The sequence below is a fragment of the Aquimarina sp. AD10 genome (assembly GCF_003443715.1).
In the GTDB taxonomy this organism is placed as follows: Bacteria; Bacteroidota; Bacteroidia; order Flavobacteriales; family Flavobacteriaceae; genus Aquimarina; species Aquimarina aggregata.
Genome location: NZ_CP031965.1, coordinates 1,588,323 through 1,611,192 on the forward strand (window position 1 = coordinate 1,588,323; position 22,870 = coordinate 1,611,192).

At 31.1% G+C, this 22,870-nt stretch carries 21 protein-coding genes and 3 tRNA genes; 8 read left to right on the plus strand and 16 right to left on the minus strand.

The features are described from left to right. Positions 1-5 precede the first annotated feature (5 nt). From D1816_RS06805 to D1816_RS06845, 9 genes are all read right to left on the minus strand, one after another. Positions 6-1,043: a dienelactone hydrolase gene (locus tag D1816_RS06805; protein ID WP_118501772.1), complete on the minus strand. Its 1,038-nt coding sequence runs from the start codon at positions 1,041-1,043 to the stop codon at positions 6-8. A gap of 139 nt (positions 1,044-1,182) precedes the next feature. Further along, positions 1,183-2,025, minus strand: coding sequence for an NAD(P)H-binding protein (locus tag D1816_RS06810; protein ID WP_118501774.1), 843 nt, complete (start codon positions 2,023-2,025; stop codon positions 1,183-1,185). 63 nt (positions 2,026-2,088) lie between these two features. Continuing rightward, the gene (locus D1816_RS06815) at positions 2,089-2,583 is read right to left on the minus strand and encodes a DUF1772 domain-containing protein (RefSeq protein WP_118501776.1); all 495 of its coding nucleotides are present in this window, start codon (positions 2,581-2,583) and stop codon (positions 2,089-2,091) included. 4 nt (positions 2,584-2,587) lie between these two features. Further along, entirely contained in the window at positions 2,588-2,935 is a 348-nt protein-coding gene (locus D1816_RS06820; protein ID WP_158597762.1) for a hypothetical protein, read from the minus strand. A gap of 95 nt (positions 2,936-3,030) precedes the next feature. Beyond that, positions 3,031-3,885, minus strand: a complete 855-nt coding sequence (locus tag D1816_RS06825; RefSeq protein ID WP_066308789.1) for an AraC family transcriptional regulator — start codon at positions 3,883-3,885, stop codon at positions 3,031-3,033. A 97-nt stretch (positions 3,886-3,982) separates the two neighbouring features. Next, positions 3,983-5,257 carry a DoxX family protein gene (locus D1816_RS06830; protein WP_118501780.1) on the minus strand — a complete coding sequence of 425 codons (1,275 nt, stop codon included), beginning with the start codon at positions 5,255-5,257 and terminating at the stop codon, positions 3,983-3,985. Between the two features lie 79 nt (positions 5,258-5,336). Then, a complete protein-coding gene (locus D1816_RS06835; RefSeq protein ID WP_118501782.1) occupies positions 5,337-6,440 on the minus strand; it encodes a serine hydrolase in 1,104 nt (367 codons plus the stop codon). 66 nt (positions 6,441-6,506) lie between these two features. Continuing rightward, entirely contained in the window at positions 6,507-8,237 is a 1,731-nt protein-coding gene (locus tag D1816_RS06840) for a right-handed parallel beta-helix repeat-containing protein (RefSeq protein ID WP_118501784.1), read from the minus strand. Positions 8,238-8,391: 154 nt separating this feature from the next. Continuing rightward, the gene (locus D1816_RS06845) at positions 8,392-9,111 is read right to left on the minus strand and encodes a thioredoxin family protein (protein ID WP_158597763.1); all 720 of its coding nucleotides are present in this window, start codon (positions 9,109-9,111) and stop codon (positions 8,392-8,394) included. A 46-nt stretch (positions 9,112-9,157) separates the two neighbouring features. Here D1816_RS06845 and D1816_RS06850 point away from each other — a divergent pair, with 46 nt between their 5' ends. The 4 genes from D1816_RS06850 to D1816_RS06865 are packed head-to-tail and all read left to right on the plus strand — an operon-like array spanning position 9,158 to position 12,660. Continuing rightward, entirely contained in the window at positions 9,158-9,802 is a 645-nt protein-coding gene (locus tag D1816_RS06850) for a DUF4159 domain-containing protein (protein ID WP_066308765.1), read from the plus strand. Positions 9,803-9,810: 8 nt separating this feature from the next. Next, on the plus strand, positions 9,811-10,326 hold the full coding sequence (locus D1816_RS06855) for a TrmH family RNA methyltransferase (protein WP_118501788.1): 516 nt from the start codon (positions 9,811-9,813) through the stop codon (positions 10,324-10,326). A gap of 53 nt (positions 10,327-10,379) precedes the next feature. Next, positions 10,380-11,468, plus strand: coding sequence for an AI-2E family transporter (locus D1816_RS06860; RefSeq protein ID WP_066308761.1), 1,089 nt, complete (start codon positions 10,380-10,382; stop codon positions 11,466-11,468). A gap of 13 nt (positions 11,469-11,481) precedes the next feature. Further along, positions 11,482-12,660, plus strand: coding sequence for a class I SAM-dependent methyltransferase (locus tag D1816_RS06865; protein ID WP_118501790.1), 1,179 nt, complete (start codon positions 11,482-11,484; stop codon positions 12,658-12,660). A 4-nt stretch (positions 12,661-12,664) separates the two neighbouring features. Here D1816_RS06865 and D1816_RS06870 read toward each other — a convergent pair whose 3' ends face one another. From D1816_RS06870 to D1816_RS06880, 3 genes are all read right to left on the minus strand, one after another. Further along, complete coding sequence (locus D1816_RS06870) at positions 12,665-13,108, minus strand: hypothetical protein (RefSeq protein ID WP_118501793.1); 444 nt, start codon at positions 13,106-13,108, stop codon at positions 12,665-12,667. Between the two features lie 141 nt (positions 13,109-13,249). After that, the gene (locus tag D1816_RS06875) at positions 13,250-14,257 is read right to left on the minus strand and encodes a hypothetical protein (protein WP_118501795.1); all 1,008 of its coding nucleotides are present in this window, start codon (positions 14,255-14,257) and stop codon (positions 13,250-13,252) included. 84 nt (positions 14,258-14,341) lie between these two features. Beyond that, positions 14,342-15,937: a hypothetical protein gene (locus D1816_RS06880; protein ID WP_147405087.1), complete on the minus strand. Its 1,596-nt coding sequence runs from the start codon at positions 15,935-15,937 to the stop codon at positions 14,342-14,344. Between the two features lie 260 nt (positions 15,938-16,197). Between D1816_RS06880 and D1816_RS06885 the strand changes: the two genes are divergently transcribed. From D1816_RS06885 to D1816_RS06900, 4 genes are all read left to right on the plus strand, one after another. Next, a tRNA-Ser gene (locus D1816_RS06885) sits at positions 16,198-16,281 on the plus strand. Between the two features lie 18 nt (positions 16,282-16,299). Next, positions 16,300-16,374: transfer RNA gene (locus D1816_RS06890), tRNA-Pro, on the plus strand. Positions 16,375-16,389: 15 nt separating this feature from the next. Further along, positions 16,390-16,463: transfer RNA gene (locus D1816_RS06895), tRNA-Arg, on the plus strand. Positions 16,464-16,607: 144 nt separating this feature from the next. Further along, complete coding sequence (locus D1816_RS06900; protein WP_118501799.1) at positions 16,608-17,135, plus strand: gamma carbonic anhydrase family protein; 528 nt, start codon at positions 16,608-16,610, stop codon at positions 17,133-17,135. A 124-nt stretch (positions 17,136-17,259) separates the two neighbouring features. On the opposite strand, the gene D1816_RS06905 is transcribed toward D1816_RS06900, so the two are convergent. The 4 genes from D1816_RS06905 to D1816_RS06920 all read right to left on the minus strand — a co-directional run bounded on the left by D1816_RS06905 (position 17,260) and on the right by D1816_RS06920 (position 22,845). After that, positions 17,260-18,093, minus strand: a complete 834-nt coding sequence (locus D1816_RS06905) for a T9SS type A sorting domain-containing protein (RefSeq protein WP_162900335.1) — start codon at positions 18,091-18,093, stop codon at positions 17,260-17,262. A 92-nt stretch (positions 18,094-18,185) separates the two neighbouring features. Further along, positions 18,186-19,694 carry a hypothetical protein gene (locus D1816_RS06910; RefSeq protein ID WP_162900336.1) on the minus strand — a complete coding sequence of 503 codons (1,509 nt, stop codon included), beginning with the start codon at positions 19,692-19,694 and terminating at the stop codon, positions 18,186-18,188. A 187-nt stretch (positions 19,695-19,881) separates the two neighbouring features. Then, on the minus strand, positions 19,882-21,852 hold the full coding sequence (locus D1816_RS06915) for an OmpA family protein (RefSeq protein WP_233565292.1): 1,971 nt from the start codon (positions 21,850-21,852) through the stop codon (positions 19,882-19,884). A gap of 36 nt (positions 21,853-21,888) precedes the next feature. Beyond that, positions 21,889-22,845: a type IX secretion system membrane protein PorP/SprF gene (locus D1816_RS06920; RefSeq protein ID WP_066308576.1), complete on the minus strand. Its 957-nt coding sequence runs from the start codon at positions 22,843-22,845 to the stop codon at positions 21,889-21,891. Between the last annotated feature and the right edge of the window lie 25 nt (positions 22,846-22,870).

The following is a 22,870-nucleotide window of genomic DNA, read 5'->3' on the forward strand; positions in this document are numbered from 1 at the left end:
TTGTTTCACAGCGTATTCTTAAAAAAATCCAAGGCTAACACTAACGTCTCTTCATGTATAGCTTTTCTACTAACTGTAGGCTTATCAATTGTAATTTCGGGTGCTATTTGTTTTCCAAATTCTGTGGATTCATTTAAAAAAACATAATGCCCTACATCTTTACCAAACAAATGTATTTTACTTGTTTTAATTAAGTCATTATACTTTACTGCATTATTTTTTACAGGTGTATTTGCATCACCTTTTCCTGCTACAATAAAAACAGGAGCGGATATTTTATTTGTTTGTTCTTTAGAATGAAATCCAAACCCAATTGCGGGCGCCATTACAAAAAATGCTTTAATCCTATCATCTTTTACATGATCTTTATAGGTATGATATGATGAAACGATTAGGCTATCTGTATCAAAATCTATGATTTCATCTGTTTTAGGAAACTCAGCAGGCATTTCTCTTTCTACATCATTTTCATCACCTTTAACTTGTCTATCAACATACCCACCTGCTAATGCAATATTAGTATAGCCGCCTAAGGAAAAACCTACTCCGCCAATTCTTGATGTATCCACTTTTGTACCAATTTCATTATCTTTAAGAACATTTGTGAGAACAAATTGAACATCAATAGCACGTTCCCACCATTTTACAAATTCTCTAGGTATTTTATTAAAAGTAGAGTTTCCATAATGGTCAAGGGAGACCACAATATATCCTTCTTTTACCATTCTTTCGATAAACCATGTTAGCGAAAATCTGTTACCTCCCGTTCCATGCGATACTAAGATTAGTGGAAACTTTTCGTCAGAAATAGTGGCATTGGGTATTGTTTCTATAGTTTTAAAAAGTGCTTTTCTACTTTCCTTTGGTTCTTTTTTGATCACACTATCTAAGGTAGGATACCATATTTCGGTTAATAATGGTCTATCTCTTGATTGATCTATAAAGGTTACTGATTTTTGCCCTATTCTAAAAGGTTTCGTTTTTGGTTCAGTGCAGGATAGAAATAAGGTTATTATACTTAAAATAAAAAGTGTATTTTTCATCTATTGGTTTGTCAGTTTACCGTAAAAGACAAACCAAATCATAAATTGTTACAGTGTCGCCATAAATTAAGGTATAATCAATGCCAATGTTTAGAAATCCCTAAGAATAGCTGTATTAACGATTCTTAGGGATGATTAACTATACTGTTTCTTTTAAGCCATTCCAAACGCCTGTAGCCGCAACTTTTTCTGCATATTCGGTAAAACTGATTGGTTTTCTTTTAAGCACTTGTTCTATATCATTTGTTATTTCTGAATTCTTCGGATTCCCCAGTACTTCGGTAAACAAATACTCTATCAGCCAGATAAAGTCTTCTGGCACATTTGCATCTCTCATACCCTGAGAGTATTCTTGTATAGAAATAGGTACAAAAGTTATTGCACGATTACTTGCATTTGCAATGGTAGCAATAGCTTGCTTAAAGGTCAACAATTCTGGACCAGTTAATTGATAAATTTGCCCATTATGTTTGTCATCTAGAATTGCTTTAACTGCTACTTCTGCAATATCATCGGTATCAACAAATGGAATTTTGACTTCTGCTTGAGGAAGTGCTACAACTCCATCTAAAACTGGATCCAATAAAAAGTTCTCATTAAAATTTTGATTAAACCAACTTGCCCTAACTATGGTATAATCGATTCCCGAATGAATCACTACTTGTTCGCATAATTCTGCTTCCCGCTCTCCTTTTCCTGATAAAAGCACTAGCTTTTTTACTGATGATTTTCTAGCTTGATTAACCAATTCTTCAATTGCTTCTAAAGCACCTGGTACAGCTAAATCTGGTTGGTATGTAATATATACTTTATCCATACCTGAAAGGGCCTTTGACCAATTTCCTGGTTGGTGCCAGTCAAAAGATGGCTGGGCCGATCTGGAGCCCACTCTTACATTATGACCGCTCTCTTTAAGAAGATGAACAATTTTTCTTCCTGTTTTTCCTGTTCCTCCTATTACTAAGATGTTTTCTAATTTCATTTTTATTTGCTTTAATGTTAATATTTATTTTATACTTATTTGATTTAAAATCTTTTACGACTTTCACTTTATAAACAGCAGTCTTATTAGTAGTAATGAGAACGAGATAAAAGAAGTAAGTGTTCTCACCCAATGCCAACGATTCCAAGGTCTCTCAAAACTTTTACGTAAATCAGATAATTCTAATTCGGTCATTGCTTCTAAGATTGTCTTATCTAAGGTTTCGTTAAGAGGCACATTTTTAAAAACTGTAACCATACCAATCCCTACAAAAAAGAGAATAGCAGCGCTAAAGAATACCCAAAAGACTGCAGGGTTTTCGTTTCTACTTAAATAAACATTTAAAAAAAGTAGGATGACTGGACCAAAAAACACAATCAAGAAGTTGGGATTAATAATAGCCCTATTCATAGCTTGAAATGATTCTAGAAATGTAAGGTTATCTAATCTCCCTATTCCTGACGTTATCGCATTCGACCATGTAAAGCATAGACCTGCTGTTAATCCTGTTCCTAGAAGACTTAAAAAGAGCACTGTAGATTTTAAAGATAGTTCCATATACTTATTTTTTAGTGGACGTAATCCAGTTAAGTAAATTTTGATATTCTTCGCTTGTAAGTTTGATTTTCTTGCCTTTTGGCATTCTTTTTTTAACAAATACTTGTTTATAGACATCATCTGCCCATGAGTTCATGTTTTCGAGAGTAAATAATCGTCTTCGATTTCGTTTAGCATGACAAACATTACATTTATTGTCAAGTATTTGAAAGCTTTTTGTTGTGATTGAGTCCGCTACGTTTCTTTTTACAAAAGACAAAGGAACATACTCTATATTGTTCACTTGAACAGCTGTAAATTCAAGGTTTGTATATAGACTTAATGCCACAATAAATTTTAATAGTACTGTCATCATTCAACATTTTTAATTGTTTGATGTAGCAAATGTCTATAGAAATTGATGCAATAATTTATTCGAAAAGAAGTATAATTTGTTCGAAAAGTTTGTTATTTAATTTGACTAGGTCTATAGCCAAACTTTTTAGCAAAAGCATTAGAAAAAGAACTCAAGCTGTCATATCCAACTTGCCAAGCTGCTTCCTGTACGGTTGCTTTTTTATCACGTATAAGTTTATGAGCATTTGATAGGCGTTCATTTTGAAGATATTTGAACACTGGTACCCCAAAAACTTCTTTAAATTCTTTTTTAAGTTTAGTAGTATTAAGTCCAATTTGTTTAGAAAGTTCTGTAAGTGAAGGAGGGTTTTCTAGGTTTGTCAACAAAATATCCCGTACCTCATTAAGCTTATCTCGATGAGTTGATTTTAATTTAGGTTCTTGCATTAAAGCTAGTTGTCCAAAAAAGTGAGAAAGTAGCGTAGTAATTTGACTCCTAAAAAACATCATCTTCGTTTTACCCTTATATTGATTAGCAAAAATCGAATCTATAATTTGTTCCATCTCTGGTGTCATAAAAAAACTTGGTCCTTCTACATAGTGATCCCTAGGTTTTACTAATTCTGCTAAAAGTTCTCCAAAAATTTCACCTTCTTGGTTAGGTAAATGATCTAGATTATGTATGGCAGTAGCGACCACTATACATTTTAAGTCTTTATCCGGAGCTATCGTATGTTCAAATTCAACCTTTTCATCTGCGTAAAAAGAAAGCGTTAATCCTTTGGTGTGCTGATATTCTTTTCTTTTTTGTCCATATTTTACTGAAAGATCAACATTACCTGATCCATAAAAAGCAATCGCAATTAACGGTTCTTCAAAATAACAAGAGTCCACCTCTATGGTTTTTGCACTTGCTTCTTCAACAAGAATAATAAAGTCATTGATATGAATAAAATCTCGAGTCATGGAAATGCTTTCAATGCTAAAAATACAAAATGACTTCTTTTTTAGAAATAAAAACTGGCGCTATTATAAAATAATATATATCCTTTATTTTATAAAATTACTTTTCATCTGTAATCCATTGGATTCCATTTTTTGTTAATCGATAATCTTTTAAAGTTTTAACTTTTGTTTTGATCAAAATCGAATCTCCTTTATGAGAACCTTGAAAAACAAACGTCTCACTAGGCAGTTCTTTATATCGAAATTTATATATATCATCTAAAGTATCCTTAATAAGTTTGAACATTATAGTTTTCTGAATTGTATCCACACTAAAAGAATAGGTATGTTTTTTATTATTTATACTTATTATTTTGAGTGATTCAGGTCTTCTTGAGTTTCCATTAAATGATATGCTTTTCCATCTATGTCCCATTGAACTAGGTATTGTATCTCCATTAATTTTTTGTACTTCTACATTATGAAAACCAGTCATATAAGAATATTTATTTCTCTTTTGAGAACGAATTCTATTAGAATAGGTAAAAAAACATGAAATAATAAAATACAACAATATAGAGCCTTTAATTAAGTAACCTATTTTCTTGATCTTTTCATTAGAAAATAAAGGCGGTTCAATTATGGGGTCTACAGGTTTATTAAATACAAAAAAGTTGAGCAGTCTTTTAATATCATTACTAATTAATAGAATGGTCATTAATAAAAGATGAATAGCAAACATCTTTACTCTAACATCATAACCTATATCTATTATTACTACATTTATCATTGCTATGAACAAAATGAATGCTCCGAGAAAAGTAGATTTTCGAAACAACAACAAAATTCCTCCTATTACTTCAACCCAACCTGTAAACATAGTATATACCTTAGAATGGCTCATGAAAATCCATAAAAAGCCCATTCCTGTATGATCTCCTACCGTTCTTTCGAGTGTATCCAGATCCATTTCTCCAAACTGAAGCATAAAAACCTTTGCCAATCCATAAATTATAAGGGTTAACCCTACATGATACCTAAGAATTGTCCTAGTGAGAGTTTTTAACTTTGAATCATACTTAAATTCAATTTTTGAATCTGTATATACCCAAATAGTAGCGCCGAATACTGAAAGTAAAGTTATTAGCAAAAACCTGCTATAGTCATATTTAGAATCAAAACCATTAAGAAGGTATTCTTTATCAAACTCCCAACCAAGAATAAATTCTCCAAACCAAATAGTAATATCTTTCCAAAAAGAAATATCATCTGTATTTAACTCATTAACATACTCAAAACCATAAGGGTATATATAAAATATAAGATATAAAAATATAAATCTAAGAAAAAATTTATTTAAGAAACTCTGCCTAGTTTTTTTAAAATTAATCATTTAACATTTTTAGTTTTTCTACAATAATTTAAAATAAAACCTCTAGTTTGATTATATATCATATATCTGTAAAACATATCTAATATTCCTTTTCGAAATAATCCCATACTTCATTGCCCAACTTTTCGCCATTTTCAGAATTTGTAAAAAGTACATATCCCCATTTTTTTTCTATATCCATTAAATACCAACATGTAAAACCGTCATTGCTGCCACCATGAAAATATGTTGTATTATACGGCTTATCGGCCGTTACAAAACCTAAAGTATAATAAATATTCATCCCAGAGGATAATGTTGATACTGTTGAGTGATGTTTAAACAATTCCTGATAGCTTTCTTCAGATAAAAGCTTCTTGTTCATGGTTGCAATCATCCATTTAGAAAAATCTAATGGTTCAGAATGAATAGATGATGCTGAAACGAATTTATCCTTATCTTTTTTATACCAATAATTGTTTTTCCAATCTATCAATTTTTTTTCGTTAGTATAAGGCTCTGCTTTATGCTCATTAACATAAGTGGTTGGAATAAAAGTTGTGTATTTCATCCCTAGAGGTTTTGCAATCTTATTTTGGAAGATTATTTCTAGGCCGTGCCAATCGGTTTTTTCTATATGCTTCAATACATTTGATAAATATTGATATCCCTCTCCAGAATATTCGTATGCTGTTCCTGGTTCAAATTTAATTTTAAGTTTTTTATCTTCTTCATTTTCTCTCCAATTAGGAAAACCGGACCTATGACTTAATATCATTCTAGCCGTAATCTTTTTATACCTCTCATCGTACTCAATATCTGGATAACTTAAATATTGGAATAATGGTTTATCTAAATCCAATTTACCCTCTTCGACATATTTCATAACAAAAGATGCAAAAACTGATTTAGACATTGATGCTCCTTCAAAAATAGTAGTATTAGTAACTGGCATTTTCTTTTCAAGATTTGCATATCCAAACGTTTGATGATACACCACTTTACTATCATTTATAATCGCAATTGAGAGTCCAGGGATATTTAAGGTATCCATTCTAGATTTGAGAAAAAGACTTATGGTATCTGATGAAATTTCAAATCCTTTTAGATTTTTAATTGCATTTTGGTTCTGAGCTATACAACTTGTAGTTATTAGAACTAAATAAAAAAAGTAAATAAATCTCGATGTTTTGTTTTTTGTCATCTTGGTTTTTAAACTAATATACAATACTAAACAGTTTATATTCCTTATCTATATTTTAAATATTAATCATTCTATTTTTATAGGTCCACCTGTCCCCATCAATCGCTCTGACACTATAAAATTATTTTTAATAAAGTTATAATCATCTCCATCTCCTGCATAAATTGCATATCGCGCTTCAACTTTATTATGTGTTATCGAAATAATATTATTCGAAATAATATTTTGAATATTATATTTATCATTAGTGATAGGATTATCATCCTGAATTTTTAAAATATGAATACCATCATAAACTGCACTATCTTGCTCTTGAGTTCCGGAGCTAATATATCTATGCCTATTAAAATTCATTATGGTATTAGATTGAATAGAAGAATTTTTTGAATGTTCAATATAAATACCATGAAAACGTTTGTTTAAAATTTGATTATTATGAATTGTTGTGAAATGGGCATAATCAATATGAATTCCATGACCTGAAGGGAATTCATCACTATTTGCATCACTAAAATAATATAGTCTATTTGGGTTTCCAGTAAAGGAACCATCGATTAAGTTATTGCTTATAGAACCATAAACACCTCCAAAACCCTTAATTGCGGTACCTCCTGAACCAAAAATAGAATTACCTTCTACTTTTGTTCTATCAATATTTCCTTCAAAAAAAGTTTTACAATCATCAGCATAATTATTACTAATATGATTGTAATATCCTATCCCTCTGAATTTTTCAAAAGAAGGCAAGTCACCAATAACACCATTTTCTGACCTTTTATATATATAGCCACTATGTCTTATTTTAATACAGGCGGATCCATTTAACGAAGTATCTTTTGAATATCCGCCCATTGAATGAAATCTATTTCTATCAATTATATACCCTCTAGTTTGAGAATTTAAATCTATACTAGGTAATTCTTGATTTTCCGGATCAAACTGTGCTTCCTTTACAAAAACTCCAATATAACTAGCTCCAAAAAAGTTATCTGTAACTTTTAAGTTAGCTCCCTCTGCATAAATACAATACTTAAAATGAGTAAACCTACAATTACTTACAGCTGCATCTATATCTTTAGTCCCATCTGATCGTACAAAATTTAGAGCTTTACCCTTTGCGTTAATACCTTTATTAGTTTTGATTTCTTTAGTGAAATTTATATCCGAAATAATAATTCCATAAATTGAAATATTAAAAATACTAGAAACACTTGAGTTAGTTGCAACTAAGTCATTAGCGACAGTACTTCCTGCAGAATACGTGCCCTTGCCTTTAATTTTTATTGATGGCGTATTAATATTGATAGGACTAGTAATTAAGTATTCATTTCCTTTAAGTAGTAACTCGCCTCCACCAATTAACGAATTAATAGCTTTTTGAATAGTGATATCATCATTATAATTTACTGTAGAGTTTTGATAAGAACACTCACCAAACCATTCTGGATACACTTTCTGGTTATGAATTCTTATTTTATGATCTAATTCACTTGTTTCAAAAATTTGGTTCGTTGTAGCTATAATATTTCCTTTAATATTTACAGAAGTCGAATCACTTACGATTAATTTATTTCCTGTATAAAAGTTAAGAGTAACTTTTGATGGTACATCTAAGTTCTGTTGAATCAACACATCTCCCTTAATTGATATAGTTCCATATCCATTATTTGAAGTGTTAAAGCTATTTATAGCATTTTGAATATCGACTTGAGTTCCGCCTGAAACTATAATTTCTTCTTGAGAAGAACACAAGAAAGGAGTTAACATTAACAATAACCCTAAGAGTACTTTTTTCATAATATTTTTTGATTTATGTGTAATTAATTAAAACATCATATGTATATGTTTTAGTAAAGCAAAACGTTACTTAAAAGAAACTTAAAATCATAAAAAAAGCCTATCAATTACCAATGTAACTAATAGGCTTTTTGTTTATATATATTGTATATTATTAGATATCCACTTTTGTAGCTCCTGTAGTTCTTAAAGAAGTATCTTGTGTGTACCCTATAATTGATAATTTATCATTTGTATGTACCCAACTAGGTATCGTAATTGCAACCATACCTTTATCATCTCTTTTTACTGTTCGAGTTGCTACAATATTGGTGTTTTTCAATTTTCTATTACGATTCTCTCCTCTAGCTATATTTGTTGTACGCTCTGATACAACTAAAGTTAAAGTTACAGTATTAAAATTCGCACCGTTTACCTTATAATCAAAAGATAGTATATCGCCATTCTGTTTTATATTATCTAAATTAATACTATTTGTTGTTTTTGCTTTTTTATACTTCTTTAAAGCATCGCTTGCTTTATAACGGTTTGACCCCGTAAAATGCTCACTTCCATTAACCACTAATTGAGGAGTGTAAATAGACCTACTTCTAAATTGTGAACCATAATCTCTTTGATAATCACTAAACTCTTCTGTGCTAAAAGGATCTCGCCAACCTAAACGGTTCCAATAATCTACATGATATGATAAAACAAAAACATTTTGATCCTGATATTCTTCTCTAATTTCATCGAGCAATTCATCTGCCGGAGGGCAACTACTACATCCTTGAGATGTAAATAACTCTAACACCACAGCAGTATCATTATTACTTTGTGCACTTAGAGACAAAGAACAAATGCTTATTAATATCATCAAAAGCTTCTTTTTCATCAACATAATTTTAGTACTTTTAGATTTTATTATTTAGACGTTTTCTATGAGTAAACTTACAGGGTTATTGATTTTACTACTATTATCAAGTACATTGCAAGCGCAGGATATAGCTGTAATACAATATAAAGGTGGTGGTGATTGGTATAGTAATCCTACAGCATTACCCAACCTTATTAAATTTTGTAATCAAAACATAAATACTCGTATTACTGCTAAGCCTAAAACAGTTAAACCAGAAAGTGTAGATATTTTTCAATATCCATATTTACATATGACTGGTCATGGGAATGTTTTTTTTACTGATCAAGATGCAGAAAATCTAAGAAATTATCTTCTTAGTGGTGGTTTTTTGCATATTGATGATAATTACGGGATGGAACCTTATATTAAAAAAGAGTTGGTAAAAGTATTTCCTGATAAAGAATTAAAAGAAATACCAGTATCACATCCTATTTTTTCTTCGAAATATGATTTTCCTGAAGGCTTACCTAAAATTCATGAACATGACGGAAAACGTCCACAAGCATTAGGTATCATACATGAAGATCGTCTTGTATTACTTTTTACTTTTGAAAGTGATCTTGGTGATGGTTGGGAAAACCCAGAAGTACATAATGATCCGGAAGATGTTCGTTTGAAAGCCTTAAAAATGGGAGCGAATATTATTAAGTATGCCTTTGAGAATTAAATTTATACATGAGTGAACAATTACATCATGGTAATCAAATATTTACCAAAAAACAGTTTCCAATAACTTTAATTTGTGATCAAGTAAATTCACCTGCCAACATAGGGAGCTTATTTAGAATTGCAGATAGCTTTGGAATTGAACAAATTTACTTTTGTGGTAACGATATAAAGGTGACTAGCAAACGCATGCAACGAACAGCAAGATCTACTCACGAAATTGTTCCTTATCATAAAGCCGAAAAAACTATTACTATCGTAAAAAATTTAAAGGCTGAAGGGTATACTATAATAGCATTAGAAATTACAGGAAACAGTATTCCTGTCTCTCTTATAGACGCCAAATTGTCAAAAAAAATAGCAATAGTAATAGGCGAAGAAAATTTTGGAGTATCCGAAGATGTGTTAAACCTTGCAGATCAAAGTATTCATATTAACATGTATGGTAATAATAGTAGTATGAATGTGGCTACAGCGACAGGAATTGCACTTTATGAAATCACAAAACAAATGCTTACCCCCTAAAAAGCAATAAAACTTTGTAAATTTGAGTACTCATCACTCATAAATGAAAAAAAATGAATTCTAAAACACTGGCTTATGGCATATTAAGAGCAGTTGCTATCATAGTAGGGATACTAATATTACTATGGTTTTTATATAAAATACAATCTGTTCTTATCTACATTGCCTTTGCTGCAGTAATCTCTCTAATGGGACGACCATTAGTCTCTTTTCTAAAAAGGAAACTTAAGTTTAATAATACACTTGCTGTTGTATTTACCTTATTTATTACTATAGGATTATTCTTCAGTATTTTTATGCTTTTCGTTCCTATCGTTGTAGAGCAAGGACAATTAATAGGAGAAATAGATGTAAATAGACTGGGCGATGATGTAGATCGGTTTAATCAGGAAGTAAGTGATTACTTTAATGTTGAAAAATTAAGCCTTTTAGAACTTATCAAGAAAACAGATCTAATGCAGTTTTTTGATCTAAAAGCTATTCCTGATACTATTAATTCTTTTTTAAGCGGTTTTGGTGCAGTTTTAATAGGTACATTCTCTGTTCTTTTTATCTCGTTTTTCCTACTAAAAGACAGTTTATTACTAGAAAATAGTTTATTGGTTTTTGCTAAAAAAGAAGATGAAAATAAGTTTATGAGAGCATTTACTAAGATCAAGGATTTATTATCTCGTTATTTTGTAGGTCTTCTTCTGCAAGTATCTATTTTATTCATATTATATACTGTTTTACTATTAATTTTTGGCGTTCATAATGCCATCGCCGTAGCATTAATAGCTGCAATTCTTAATCTAATCCCCTATGTTGGACCTTTATTCGGAGCAGTTTTGGTACTAATTTTAGCAGTAACCAGCAACCTAGGATCTGATTTTTCTACCATAATACTACCCAAATTAAGCTATATATTAATTGGGTATTTGATTATACAACTCATTGATAATTTCTTAAATCAACCTTTGATTTTTGGGACAAGTGTAAAATCACATCCTTTAGAAATTTTTCTTGCTATTCTAATTTTTGGTTTATTGTTTGGAATAGGGGGATTAATTGTTGCTGTACCTTTTTACACTGCTATTAAAGTAATTGCAAAAGAATCGCTATCAGAATATAAAATTGTAAAAAAACTTACTAAAGATTTATAAGAAAGTTTCTAGATTGAATTTAAAGGTTTTACATAAAGAAGTGCAACAATTTATTTTTGATAAATCAAATACGTCAATTGATTTAAGCGCCTTGATTTTAAAAGGAAGTCCTTTTGAAGATATTACATCTCAAGAACTTGCACAGCAGATCAGTGGTCGCTTAAAAGCCAAAGAAAAACTACCTACTTGGTCTTCAAAATCTGGAATTTATTACCCTCCAACATTAAATCTAGAGCAGACTTCATCCGAAAAAACTGCGTACTATAAAAGTAAATTAGTTTCTGGTGACACTTTAATCGATCTTACTGGTGGTTTTGGTATTGATGATTACTTTTTTTCTCAACAAATGAAACATGTAATTCATTGTGAATTAAATCCAGAATTAAGTCATATTTCACATCACAATTTCTCTGTCCTAGAAGCCATAAATATAACATCTTCTGTTGGGGACGGATTAGAAACACTATCCACATTAGATACTGTAGATTGGATTTACATTGATCCATCAAGAAGACATGAACATAAAGGTAAAGTTTTCTTTCTTGAAGACTGCATTCCTAATGTACCTGTTAACCTTACGTTTCTTTTTAGTAAAACCAAAAATATAGCCATTAAAACCTCCCCATTATTAGATATAAATAGTGGTTTAAAGTCATTACAATTTGTTAAAGAAATACATGTTATTGCCGTTAACAATGAGGTCAAAGAATTACTTTGGATTTTAGATAGCACTTTTGATGGTGATTGTACAATGATCACAAAAAACATAAAGAAAATGGGCGAAGAAGAGTTTATTTTTCTCTTAAAAGATGAGCCACAACAATTATTATCTTTAGGAGATCCTGAAACGTATTTATACGAGCCTAATGCTGCTATTTTAAAAAGTGGTGGTTTTTTAAGTATCGCTAGTGCTTTTGGATTAAAAAAGCTTCATCAACATTCGCACCTATATACAGCTGACCATAAAATTGATTTCCCCGGCAGGTGTTTTAAAATTGAATCTATACATCCTTATCAAAAAAAAACACTTGCTAAGTTAGGAATTCAAAAAGCCAATATCACTACCCGTAACTTTCCCGAATCTGTAACTCAAATAAGAAAAAAACTTAAAATTAAGGATGGAGGAGAAAATTATTTATTTTTTACGACGGATATGAATAACAAAAAAATAGTTATTCATTGTAAAAAATGAATCATTAAGACTTAGAAAACACATCAGAGTGCGCTATAAACCCTTCTATATATTCTTTTAAGTACATTGAAGAAATAGATGCTACATTATCAAGTATAAACTTTTTATCCTCTTCAATATTTTTATAATACCCTATTATTTTAGGAGCGTTTGATTGAATACTAAGTCGAATCATCCTAAGCTCTATGTTCTTTGGTTCTAAGTCAATAGATTTATCGATCATCTTTTTACCTTTATTAAAATAAGACATTTTATTAAAAGGATTCCAAGAATTGGCAGCCTTTAAAGCTAATGCAGCTCCATGATAACCCTTATAAATAGCACCATCATTTTTTAATGCTTTTTCGGTTAGCTCATAAAATCGCTCTGCATGTTCTGAAGATTGATCACATACTTTATAAGAATCACGTATTTGTTCTACACTAACAATATCATTAGTAGAATTCATACACAAAATAGAAAATATAAAAATTAAATACTGCATGAAAAAATTATAAAGTTATATCGCCTTAAGAACGGTTTATTTAGAAATAAGTTGCAGGGTTAAGAAGAACTTGAAAAAAACCTCTTAACCCTACTAAAAATGTATCTATTTGATAATTTTAGCAAATCCTTTTATATCTGAATCTGTTAAATTATATGAACCTTCTTCTTTTAGATAGATAATCTCACCTGTTAAGCTATGTATAATAGAAATTATCTTTTTTTGATTAAATTGAGTATGCATTAAGTAATAAAAATCTTCGCCATTAATAATTTTATTGCTTAGTTCTTCATTATCTATAATTTCATATTTATGATTATATTTTCCAAATATATCTTCAGCGGTTCTGGTTTTACCCCAAGTGGCGGCCAATGCATTATATTTCTTTAATATCCATTTAGGTGCATATAATGTCTTTTCTTTTAATTCTTTAATCTTGTCTTCTTTTTTTATCCCATCTTCGATTACTAAATTTTCAGAATTAGACAGTCTTCTATTTAACTCTTGAAAATAGTTTTTTACATAGCCCATATTAAAATTATAAAAGCCTGGTTCTTCTCCATATTTTGCATTAATCTTATCCATGCTTCCTATTCGCATTTTGGAACTTATATCCTGACGATATCTAATATTGGGTGTAAAGAATATTTCGGCTACATTAAGATAGTCGTATTTCAATTTTCCTTTTTTTCCTTTTTTGATATTTTCGTAATTTGAAGTCATCATAAATTTAAAAACGATATACTCTCCAACGGTTCTTGTTCCTGGGCCCATAACTCCGCCCGTTTTTTGTTTTGTATATCCATTGTCAATTAATTGAATAATTGAATTACCCTGTGAGATATATTTTTCTAAATTTTCCTTGAATGTATCTTGATCTACAAAAAGAGTTTCGTTAAAATTCCAAACTTCAGAAATTAGTGCTTTAAACTTTTCTGCATCCACTACTTTTGGAACTACAAATAATGTTTTTGCGCTTTTAACTTTATCAAAAACACCTTGCTTATGTTTTGATACATATAAATTAATAGGGGACTTACTTTTACCAATATTTATTTGCGCGTGCGACGTACCAATACAAGCCAATAATAAGGCTATTACAATGTTTTTCATAGTTGATTTTGTTAGTTTTAGAATAAATGAATAGTATCTATACTATTTCACAATGTTTATTTCACGAAGTAAAGAAATCCGGATTTATTTTACTAATGAAATTTTAAGTAATAGGTTATTTTTTTTACCATCAAAAGCCTCAAGAATAATATCTTTATTGGGTAAAAAAGGCGCTTTGGTAAGCTCTAACACATCTAATCTTGCATTTCTTATATCACTTCCTGTTAAAATAGCCTCTTTTGTTGCCTCTCCGGTTGCATCATCAATAATATAAGAAGTTAAATAAATAAACTCTTTTTTTCCATCAAAATATCGCGTAGGAGTTTCTTCAAAAGATCGTTTTAGGTTTGTAAAATCGTCTATAAAAAACAGATAATGTTTACCTGCATTTACAAAATTCATATATGACATACTTCGTTTACCAATAGTTCCTAATTGATATTTTGGTAGTTTATGCATCCATGACATTTGACCTTCTTTTGTTGCTTTAAATGCAAAAATATCTCTGTAGTAGTATTTATATGTAGTTCTTGAACCAGAAGAACTAGAAGTTGTAAAAGCCTCTACAAAACGTTGCTCACTAAATACCGTAACACTGCCGTCACTATTAAATAAAACATCATTAACTCTTAAATCTTCTAAATCTTTTTTATCATTTTCTTTTTGAGTTCCTTCGTTAATACGAGCTTCTCTATTTACTATAAGGGCTTGTATCTTATCATCAGGAATATCACTTTTTATGAGCGTACTTATTGTACCATCATCTGTTAAGCGTGCAGAAAACACTCCAGAAGTTTCGGCTTTATTATCGTTGTTAGCATAAAGTCCTGCTACTCTTACTACTCCACCTTTATCTGCTTCTACTACCCCATCGATAATAGATTTTCCAGGGATATCGATTTTACTTCTAACAATTTCCTTCTGTTTTTCGGTAATCTTAAATACTTCTGTATGATATGTCGACTCTAATTTATTTTTTTCTTCAAGAGATTCATTAAAAATAGAAGCAGTCATATAGAAATCACCTTTATTATCTATCATGAAGTCTTCATTCTGAATCTTATCGGATGCATACGGAAGTATAACTTTTCTTCTCCATAAAAGATTGAGTCCATCACTAAATACAGTAATTCCTATTTTATCTGCTTTACGATCACTTGTTTCTACTCTAAATAGTACTAATAACTTTCTACCATCAGGAGATTTTTTAAATGCGAACTTATTAATCCTTCCTCCTGCATCAAACCCATAAGTACTTTTAAAACCAAAATCTCTATCTATATTCTCCTTATCACTAACTAGTAGTATTGGTTTTTTTGCAATAATTCCCGTTGGAGATATTTTTTGACCATAAGCTCGATCTTTGATGGTATAAAAAACAACTGCATTTTCTCCTAGTTTCATTACAGATTGAAAATTCCCTTTATCTTCTATAACTTGTCGTTTTTTTATATCTTCTTTAAGATCATCAAGGTTATATCTTTGGATCGTCATATTTTTTCTACCTTTCTTAATAGAAACCATCCTATTTCCTGAAGCAATATTATAGGTATTGGAACTTTTAATTCTCTTGTACTTCTCTCCTACTTTAAATGTAAAATCTTCTAATAATACAGGTTTCTGAGCAAAAACAGAAGTTGTAAGAAAAAGCGCTAGTAAGAAAATAAATTTGGGATTCATTTTTGTGTCATTTTTATAAATACTCATAACATCGTATAATAGGTCAATAGTATACAAATATATAAAAAGAGTTTCTTTAGGTAATTTTAGTACAAACTATATACCATAAAAAAAATATGAAAAAACTGATTTTCAACTTTTTAAAAAAAACTTGAAATTAAATAAAAAATAATGCTAAAAAAATGTTGCATTGTAGATACATAAAAGCTACATTTGCATCCGCATTTGAAATATTAATGCGGAGTTCTTAACAAGATTTTGGAGAGGTGCCAGAGTGGTAATGGAGCAGATTGCTAATCTGTCGACGCGCAAGTGTCGCCGGGGTTCGAGTCCCCGTCTCTCCGCATTTTTGTTTTTTTTCTCGGGGTGTAGCGTAGCCCGGTTATCGCGCCGCGTTTGGGACGCGGAGGTCGCAGGTTCGAATCCTGCCACCCCGACTACAATAGAGTTACGGGCTCGTAGCTCAGCTGGATAGAGCACCTCCCTTCTAAGGAGGCGGTCATAGGTTCGAATCCTATCGGGCTCACAAAAAGCCATACTAGTTTTAGTATGGCTTTTTTGTTTTTATATAATTCATTATGAAAAGCCCAAATAGTCCTTCAATAATTACTACATTAGAAATAAATCTTCGTAAACATTAAAAGAAGTTCTAGTAATAAAATTAAAAACTATGGTTTACTCTCTAAATGAAGACAAGGTAACGTTAATTGGCAATCATCACTTTATAGCCGATAATGCAACTGTAATTGGAAAAGTATCAATTCAAAACAATTCGAGCGTTTGGTTTGGAGCGGTGATACGCGGTGATGAACAAATACTAATTGGAGAAAACACAAATATTCAAGATGGTGCTGTTTTACATACAGATCCGGGAAATATTATGAAAATAGGTAATGGTGTAACTATTGGTCATAGAGCAGTTGTACACGGTTGTACGATTGGCAATAATACCCTTATAGGGATTAATGCTGTAATTCTTGACAATGTAGAAATTGGCAATAATTGCGTAATCGGAGCAAATTCTTTAGTAAAAGAAGGAACTATTATTCCTGATAACGCTATGGTTGTAGGTTCTCCTGCAAAAATTGTAAAAGAATTAAGTACTACTCATGAAAAAATGCTTAAAACTGCCTCTGATATTTATGTTTCTAAAATTGATAAATACACACATGGATTACGGGAGCAAAAATTGAGTTAGTTTAACCTTAATCAAAAAAAGTATATTACCATCTAATATCATTTCTCGGTAGAATTTAATGTTATTAAATTCTACCGAGAAATGATAACTATTATTAGACTTGATTACATATTAATTTAAAGCCTTATTGTTTAACTATTTTTCTAAAAACAGTTTGTTGTTCCCCTTCTAGCTTTATAAGAAAAATTGAACCTTTAAAATACTTTAATGAATCAAATTTCACAAAATTAGATCCGAAGATTGAATATTCTTGAATCAATTGTCCTGAAATACTAAATATACTTGCTTTATTAAATTTGTGATGTAGTGGTAAACTTAAATGTATCTGATCCAAGAATGGATTTGGGTATATAAATACCCTATCTAATATTGCAAGCTCCTTAACAGGCTCATCATCTAATTCGTCTACTATATTATTTTGAGAACTAAAAAATACTGCCTTTGCAGTTGTATTTTCGTATATTTTTATGTTTCTAAAAAAGCTTGTATTACCACTACCATTATCTAAATCATTAACGAGAATAAGGTTCATTGCATTTCCTGTATAGGATTGTCCTACAGGTATAATATATCGTTTATAATTATTTGAAGGGTTATAGGTATCAAAACTTCTAATACCCCAATTTTGAGTCCCATAAACCTTAAAAATCCTATTACTACTCAATCCATTATTTTCATCAAAACCGATACCATGAATTTCTCCTTCTACAGTGCTTTTAAACTCAAATTCTATAACTGTATTTGCTGTTATCGAATACGTATTTATTGATCGTTTCCATGTATTATTAACCAAATGAGCTGTGCTACCATTATCTTCTATAAAAAAAGCACCATCAATATCTTGATTAGCATACGACTGAATACCTGCAGCATTAAAATCTATACAAACCGCACAACCAGTTGGAGGGTTAGAAGTATCAGGAGGGCCAAGAAGTTCTATCTCACTAATTTGAGTCATACTTATGTTTCCCTTATTTTTAGTCGTATTTATACGATAGTAACTATAACTATTTGTATTTATAAAACTCAACATTTTTTTTTCAAATCGATTTACCCAGCTTTGCCCAGACCAACTAGTAATAGTTGTCCAATCGTTTCCATTATTTGACCCTTGTATATTAAAATCCTCGGGTCTCTATCAGGAACATCATTAGCACTTGTTACTGTAATAGCATTTACGATTACTTCCTCGGGTAATTTAATCTGGATCCAACTAGGGTTTGTTGTACTAGGAACTCCTCCATTATCAAGCCATTTACTCCAATCTACATTTTGAGTTCCACTAACAAATAGATTATCAAAAGCTTTAGTTGCACTTTCTGCATTATTAATTTCTGCTCTAGCTGTGATCACACCTCTTCCTACAGGATTTGTATGATCAACAGTACTAATTGTATTTGTTCTAAAACTCCATACTGGACCTGTTGTAGTTCCAAGTGTATTTACTTCATCTATTCTCCAATAATAAAGCGTATTTGGATTTAAATTCCCTGGATTATAGGATGAATTGGATTGGTTTCCTTTAAAATCTCCAGATCCCAAAGTAGCATTGGTTCCTAAATAAACATTATGCGTATTAGTACCTGATCCTGCAGTCCAACTTAGGGTACTATTTATATTTACATTTGTTGCAGAATTAGCAGGTATTGGAGAGTTTGCAATGCCAGGAACACTGCCAGGAGATACTGCTGTATTAATTGCATTGGCATATGCTGCAACTGCAGAACTATTATCAAAATCATCATAAATCCACATAAATCCCCCTGTAATGCCGCAGTTACTTTGCCACATGTTCATTCTACTTTCTACCGTAGATGTGCTCGATTGACCAGAACCACCCCATAAACCAGGATATACCGGAATTCCAAAATCCCATGATGATGAACATGGATTATTGCCTCCCCCACCTGCATAACATTGTAAGTATGTTCTATCAATATTACCAGGATAACTAGTATTAACTTGATTTACCAGCGTTCTCCAGAAGTTACTATTCGTATAAGGCACAATGGCATTTTTAAAACCTAGCCCTGCAAGCATTTTTGTAAAAGCTACGGCAGATGGCGCATGGTATGTACTTTCATCATCATTATTAAAAGCATCTATTGCTGGGATTGCTGTTTTTAATGCTTCAAAATTCTTATACAAGGTTGTACCTGGTCCAAACCCTTCTGAATTATAAAAGTTTTGTACAGCAGCAAAAGTTCCTGAACCGGCTGCACTTAATCCAAATTCTACTCTAGTAACAGATGTTGGTACTGTTTTTAACATAGCGACATCTGCTGGGAAATTTGGGTATTGCTGATTACCTACATATACTCCATTTTTTACTAAAGGAAATTCACCATTAAAACCTAAATCTCCATTAGCTTCTATGTGTATCGTCCAAACTATTACAGTAGTATATCCAGAATTGCGCAGTTCATTAATAGAAATATTTCTATTATTATAAATAGGTCCTCCTGCGTAGATTGCGGACTCTTGTGCCAAGAGTACCATATTTATTGTCGTTAAAAAAAAGCATACCAGTCCCAAGAGAATTTTTGTGTGTGTTTTCATGATATATTTGGTTAATGTTAAGTTATCTTACTAAGATATTGTTTTAAGATAAAACACCTCCATTTTTAACCCACATTTCTACTGATAACCAAACTGTTATAATCTAAAACACAAAATCATATTAAAATACACGTGCTTTAAATCATAAGCAGAATTCTTATTTTTTTATATCAGATAGACATTTCATTTAATCAATTAAAATAAACTCGCTACGTCTATTTAATTGATGTTCTTGATCTTCGCATGGTATCGCATTAGCACATTTATTGATTAAATTAGTTTCACCATATCCTCTTCCTGTAACTCTAGAAGGATCTATTTCTCCTTTTTGCAGTATATATTTAACTGTACTTTTTGCTCTCCTTTCACTTAAATACATATTGTAATTATCATCTGCTCGACTATCTGTATGTGATCTTACATCAATCTTAAGTTCTGGATATTCTTTTAACGCAGCGATTATTTTTTGTAGTTCTACCTCTGCATCTGGTCTAATAAAAGACTTATCAAGATCAAAATAGATAGGTTCTAAATCTAATAATAATGCAAGATCATCTCCTTTTTTATATTCTTTTTTATCATCAATACTACCTGTAGAAATTTGTAAGGCCAAATTATGCTCGTACTCAAGAGCATTATTGGTAGCAAGAATTGCTTCTGTTGGGCTGTAAGACGTTTTTGTCGCTCTAACGATATATGAGGTTTCACATTCTAGATCAAACTTATATCTTCCTTTATTATCTGTGGCTACAAGTCCTATTTCTTGGTTATTATCATCCATTAGCATCACTTCTGCATTTGCTAACACCTCTTTTGAAACTGCATCGGTAACAACTCCTGTCACATACTGATTACATTCTGTTATAAGATCTTCGGTTTGCTTAAAACTATAAATATCATCATTTCCTTTTCCTCCTCTTCTGTTACTTGCAAAATACCCTATCTTAGTATTTTCATTAAGTACAAAAGTAAAATCATCTTCGTCACTATTTACCGGTTTCCCAACATTATATGGTATAGAAAATTCTCCTGTTTCTTCTGGTACACTTACAAATACATCCAATCCCCCTAAACCGATATGTCCATCACTGGCAAAATACAATCGTCCAGAATCACTTATATACGGAAATGTTTCTCTTCCTTCTGTATTAATTTTATCTCCAAGATTTCTTGGAGTTCCAAAAGTGCCATCCTGATTTATTGCTACTTCGTATAAATCAGAAAGTCCCCTACTATCAGCCATATCACTGGCAAAATACAATTTAGTTCCATCTGCACTTAATGCAGGATGGGCTACCGAATATTCATCACTATTAAAAGGCAATTCTTCGATATCAGTCCATTTATCCTCTTTTAATTTAGCTCTATATATTTTCAAAAGTATTGTTCCTTCTGTATTTGTACCTAACTTTCTTTTGGTATAATTGTTTCTTGTAAAATAAACGGTTTGGCCATCTTTACTGAAAGACGTAGAGGATTCATGAAATTTTGTATTGATCTTTCCTTTCATTTTTTTAGGAGATTGAAGAATTCCGTTAGCTTCAATTATATCCGAAGAAAATAAATCTAAAAAAGGCATCTCATTCCATTCATGTAAAACTTTTGTCATTCCACTACCCGCCCTAGATGAAGCAAAAACTAATTGTCCAAGGTGATTAAAACTTGGTGCATATTCAGAATATTTAGAATTAACACTTAACTTTAAAAGCCTAAATTTTCCAGATTGCATCTCTATAAATTTAAGATAGTCACGAGTATTCATAAAATACTCGGCTCTTTGATCATTACCTGTAATAACATTAAACTTTTCCATTACTTGATCAGCATCATCATATCGCTCTATGCTCTTTAAACTTTGAGAGTATCTAAATAAATATTCAGGATCAATTTCTTCATTATATTTACTAGTAAGTTTTTCGTACCAAGGAACAGCATCTTCTAATTGTGCATTGAAATAATAAGAATCTCCTAATTTTTTGAATAATTCACGTGATTCATATCCACTTTCTGCAACTTGGAGATAAATTTTACGCGCATCTACAAAAGCAAATCGATTAAAGTTTTCATTAGCTTTTTCGAGACGTTTATTCTGAGCATACAAACTACATGAAATGAATATGCATATAGCTGTAAGTATGACGTATTTATTAAAATTCATTTTGATCATATTTTTCACTTTCTTTAGGAACTCCTACTAAAAGAAACGCGGAGTTAGCATTCTATTGTATTTTTTAAAGAGTTCGAATCTTAACATGACTTCGTAACTACCGTCATTAAATTGGGATCTTCCCAACTCTGTAGTTTCTCTATCATAAGCAAACCCAATCATTAAAGCATCAGAAATTTGGAAACCTACCTGACCTGTAACTGCTGCACTCCATCGATATGCAACTCCTAATGTTAATCGTTGGTACAATAAGAAATTGGCAGAAACATCAACCTGCAAAGGAGCCCCAAAAACTAATTTAGTTAATACTGCTGGTTTAAATTTTATATCATTACTAATGTCAAATACATATCCTGTAATACCGTAATAATTAATTCTTTCTTCTGCTAAAAAACTTACAGCATCGCTATCACTACTTGTGGACCCCTCATCAAAATGATCTGTTTCTAACATATTGGGAACACTTAGTCCAAAATAAAACTTATTAGTATGATAATACAATCCAACTCCTACCTGTGGACTAAACTTATTATCAATGTTTGCATTAAACAGGTTATCATTGGCATTAAATTGCCTTAATTCTTGAAAATCAATATTAAGTAAGTGAGCTCCAGCTTTCAAACCGAAACTTAACTTCCCTCGTTCGGAAGTTGGTATCGTATATGAAAAATCAACACTAATATACGTTTCATCTGTAGGTCCAATTTCATCATTGACCACTGATAAACCAAGTCCCATTCGTTCTTCACTTCCTAACGGAGTATTAAGTGTTAATGTCTGTGTTCTTGGAGCACCTTCTAGACCTACCCATTGACTTCTATGCAATCCCATTATACTCATAACACCTCTACTACCAGCATAGGCTGGGTTGACACTAATGGTATTATACATATACTGTGTATATTGAGCATCCTGTTGTGCATAGTTATAATAAAACGCAAAGCTCAAAAGGGCTGTGATAATTTTTGCGTGTAGTTTTTTCATCCGCTCTGATTTACATTTTTGATTA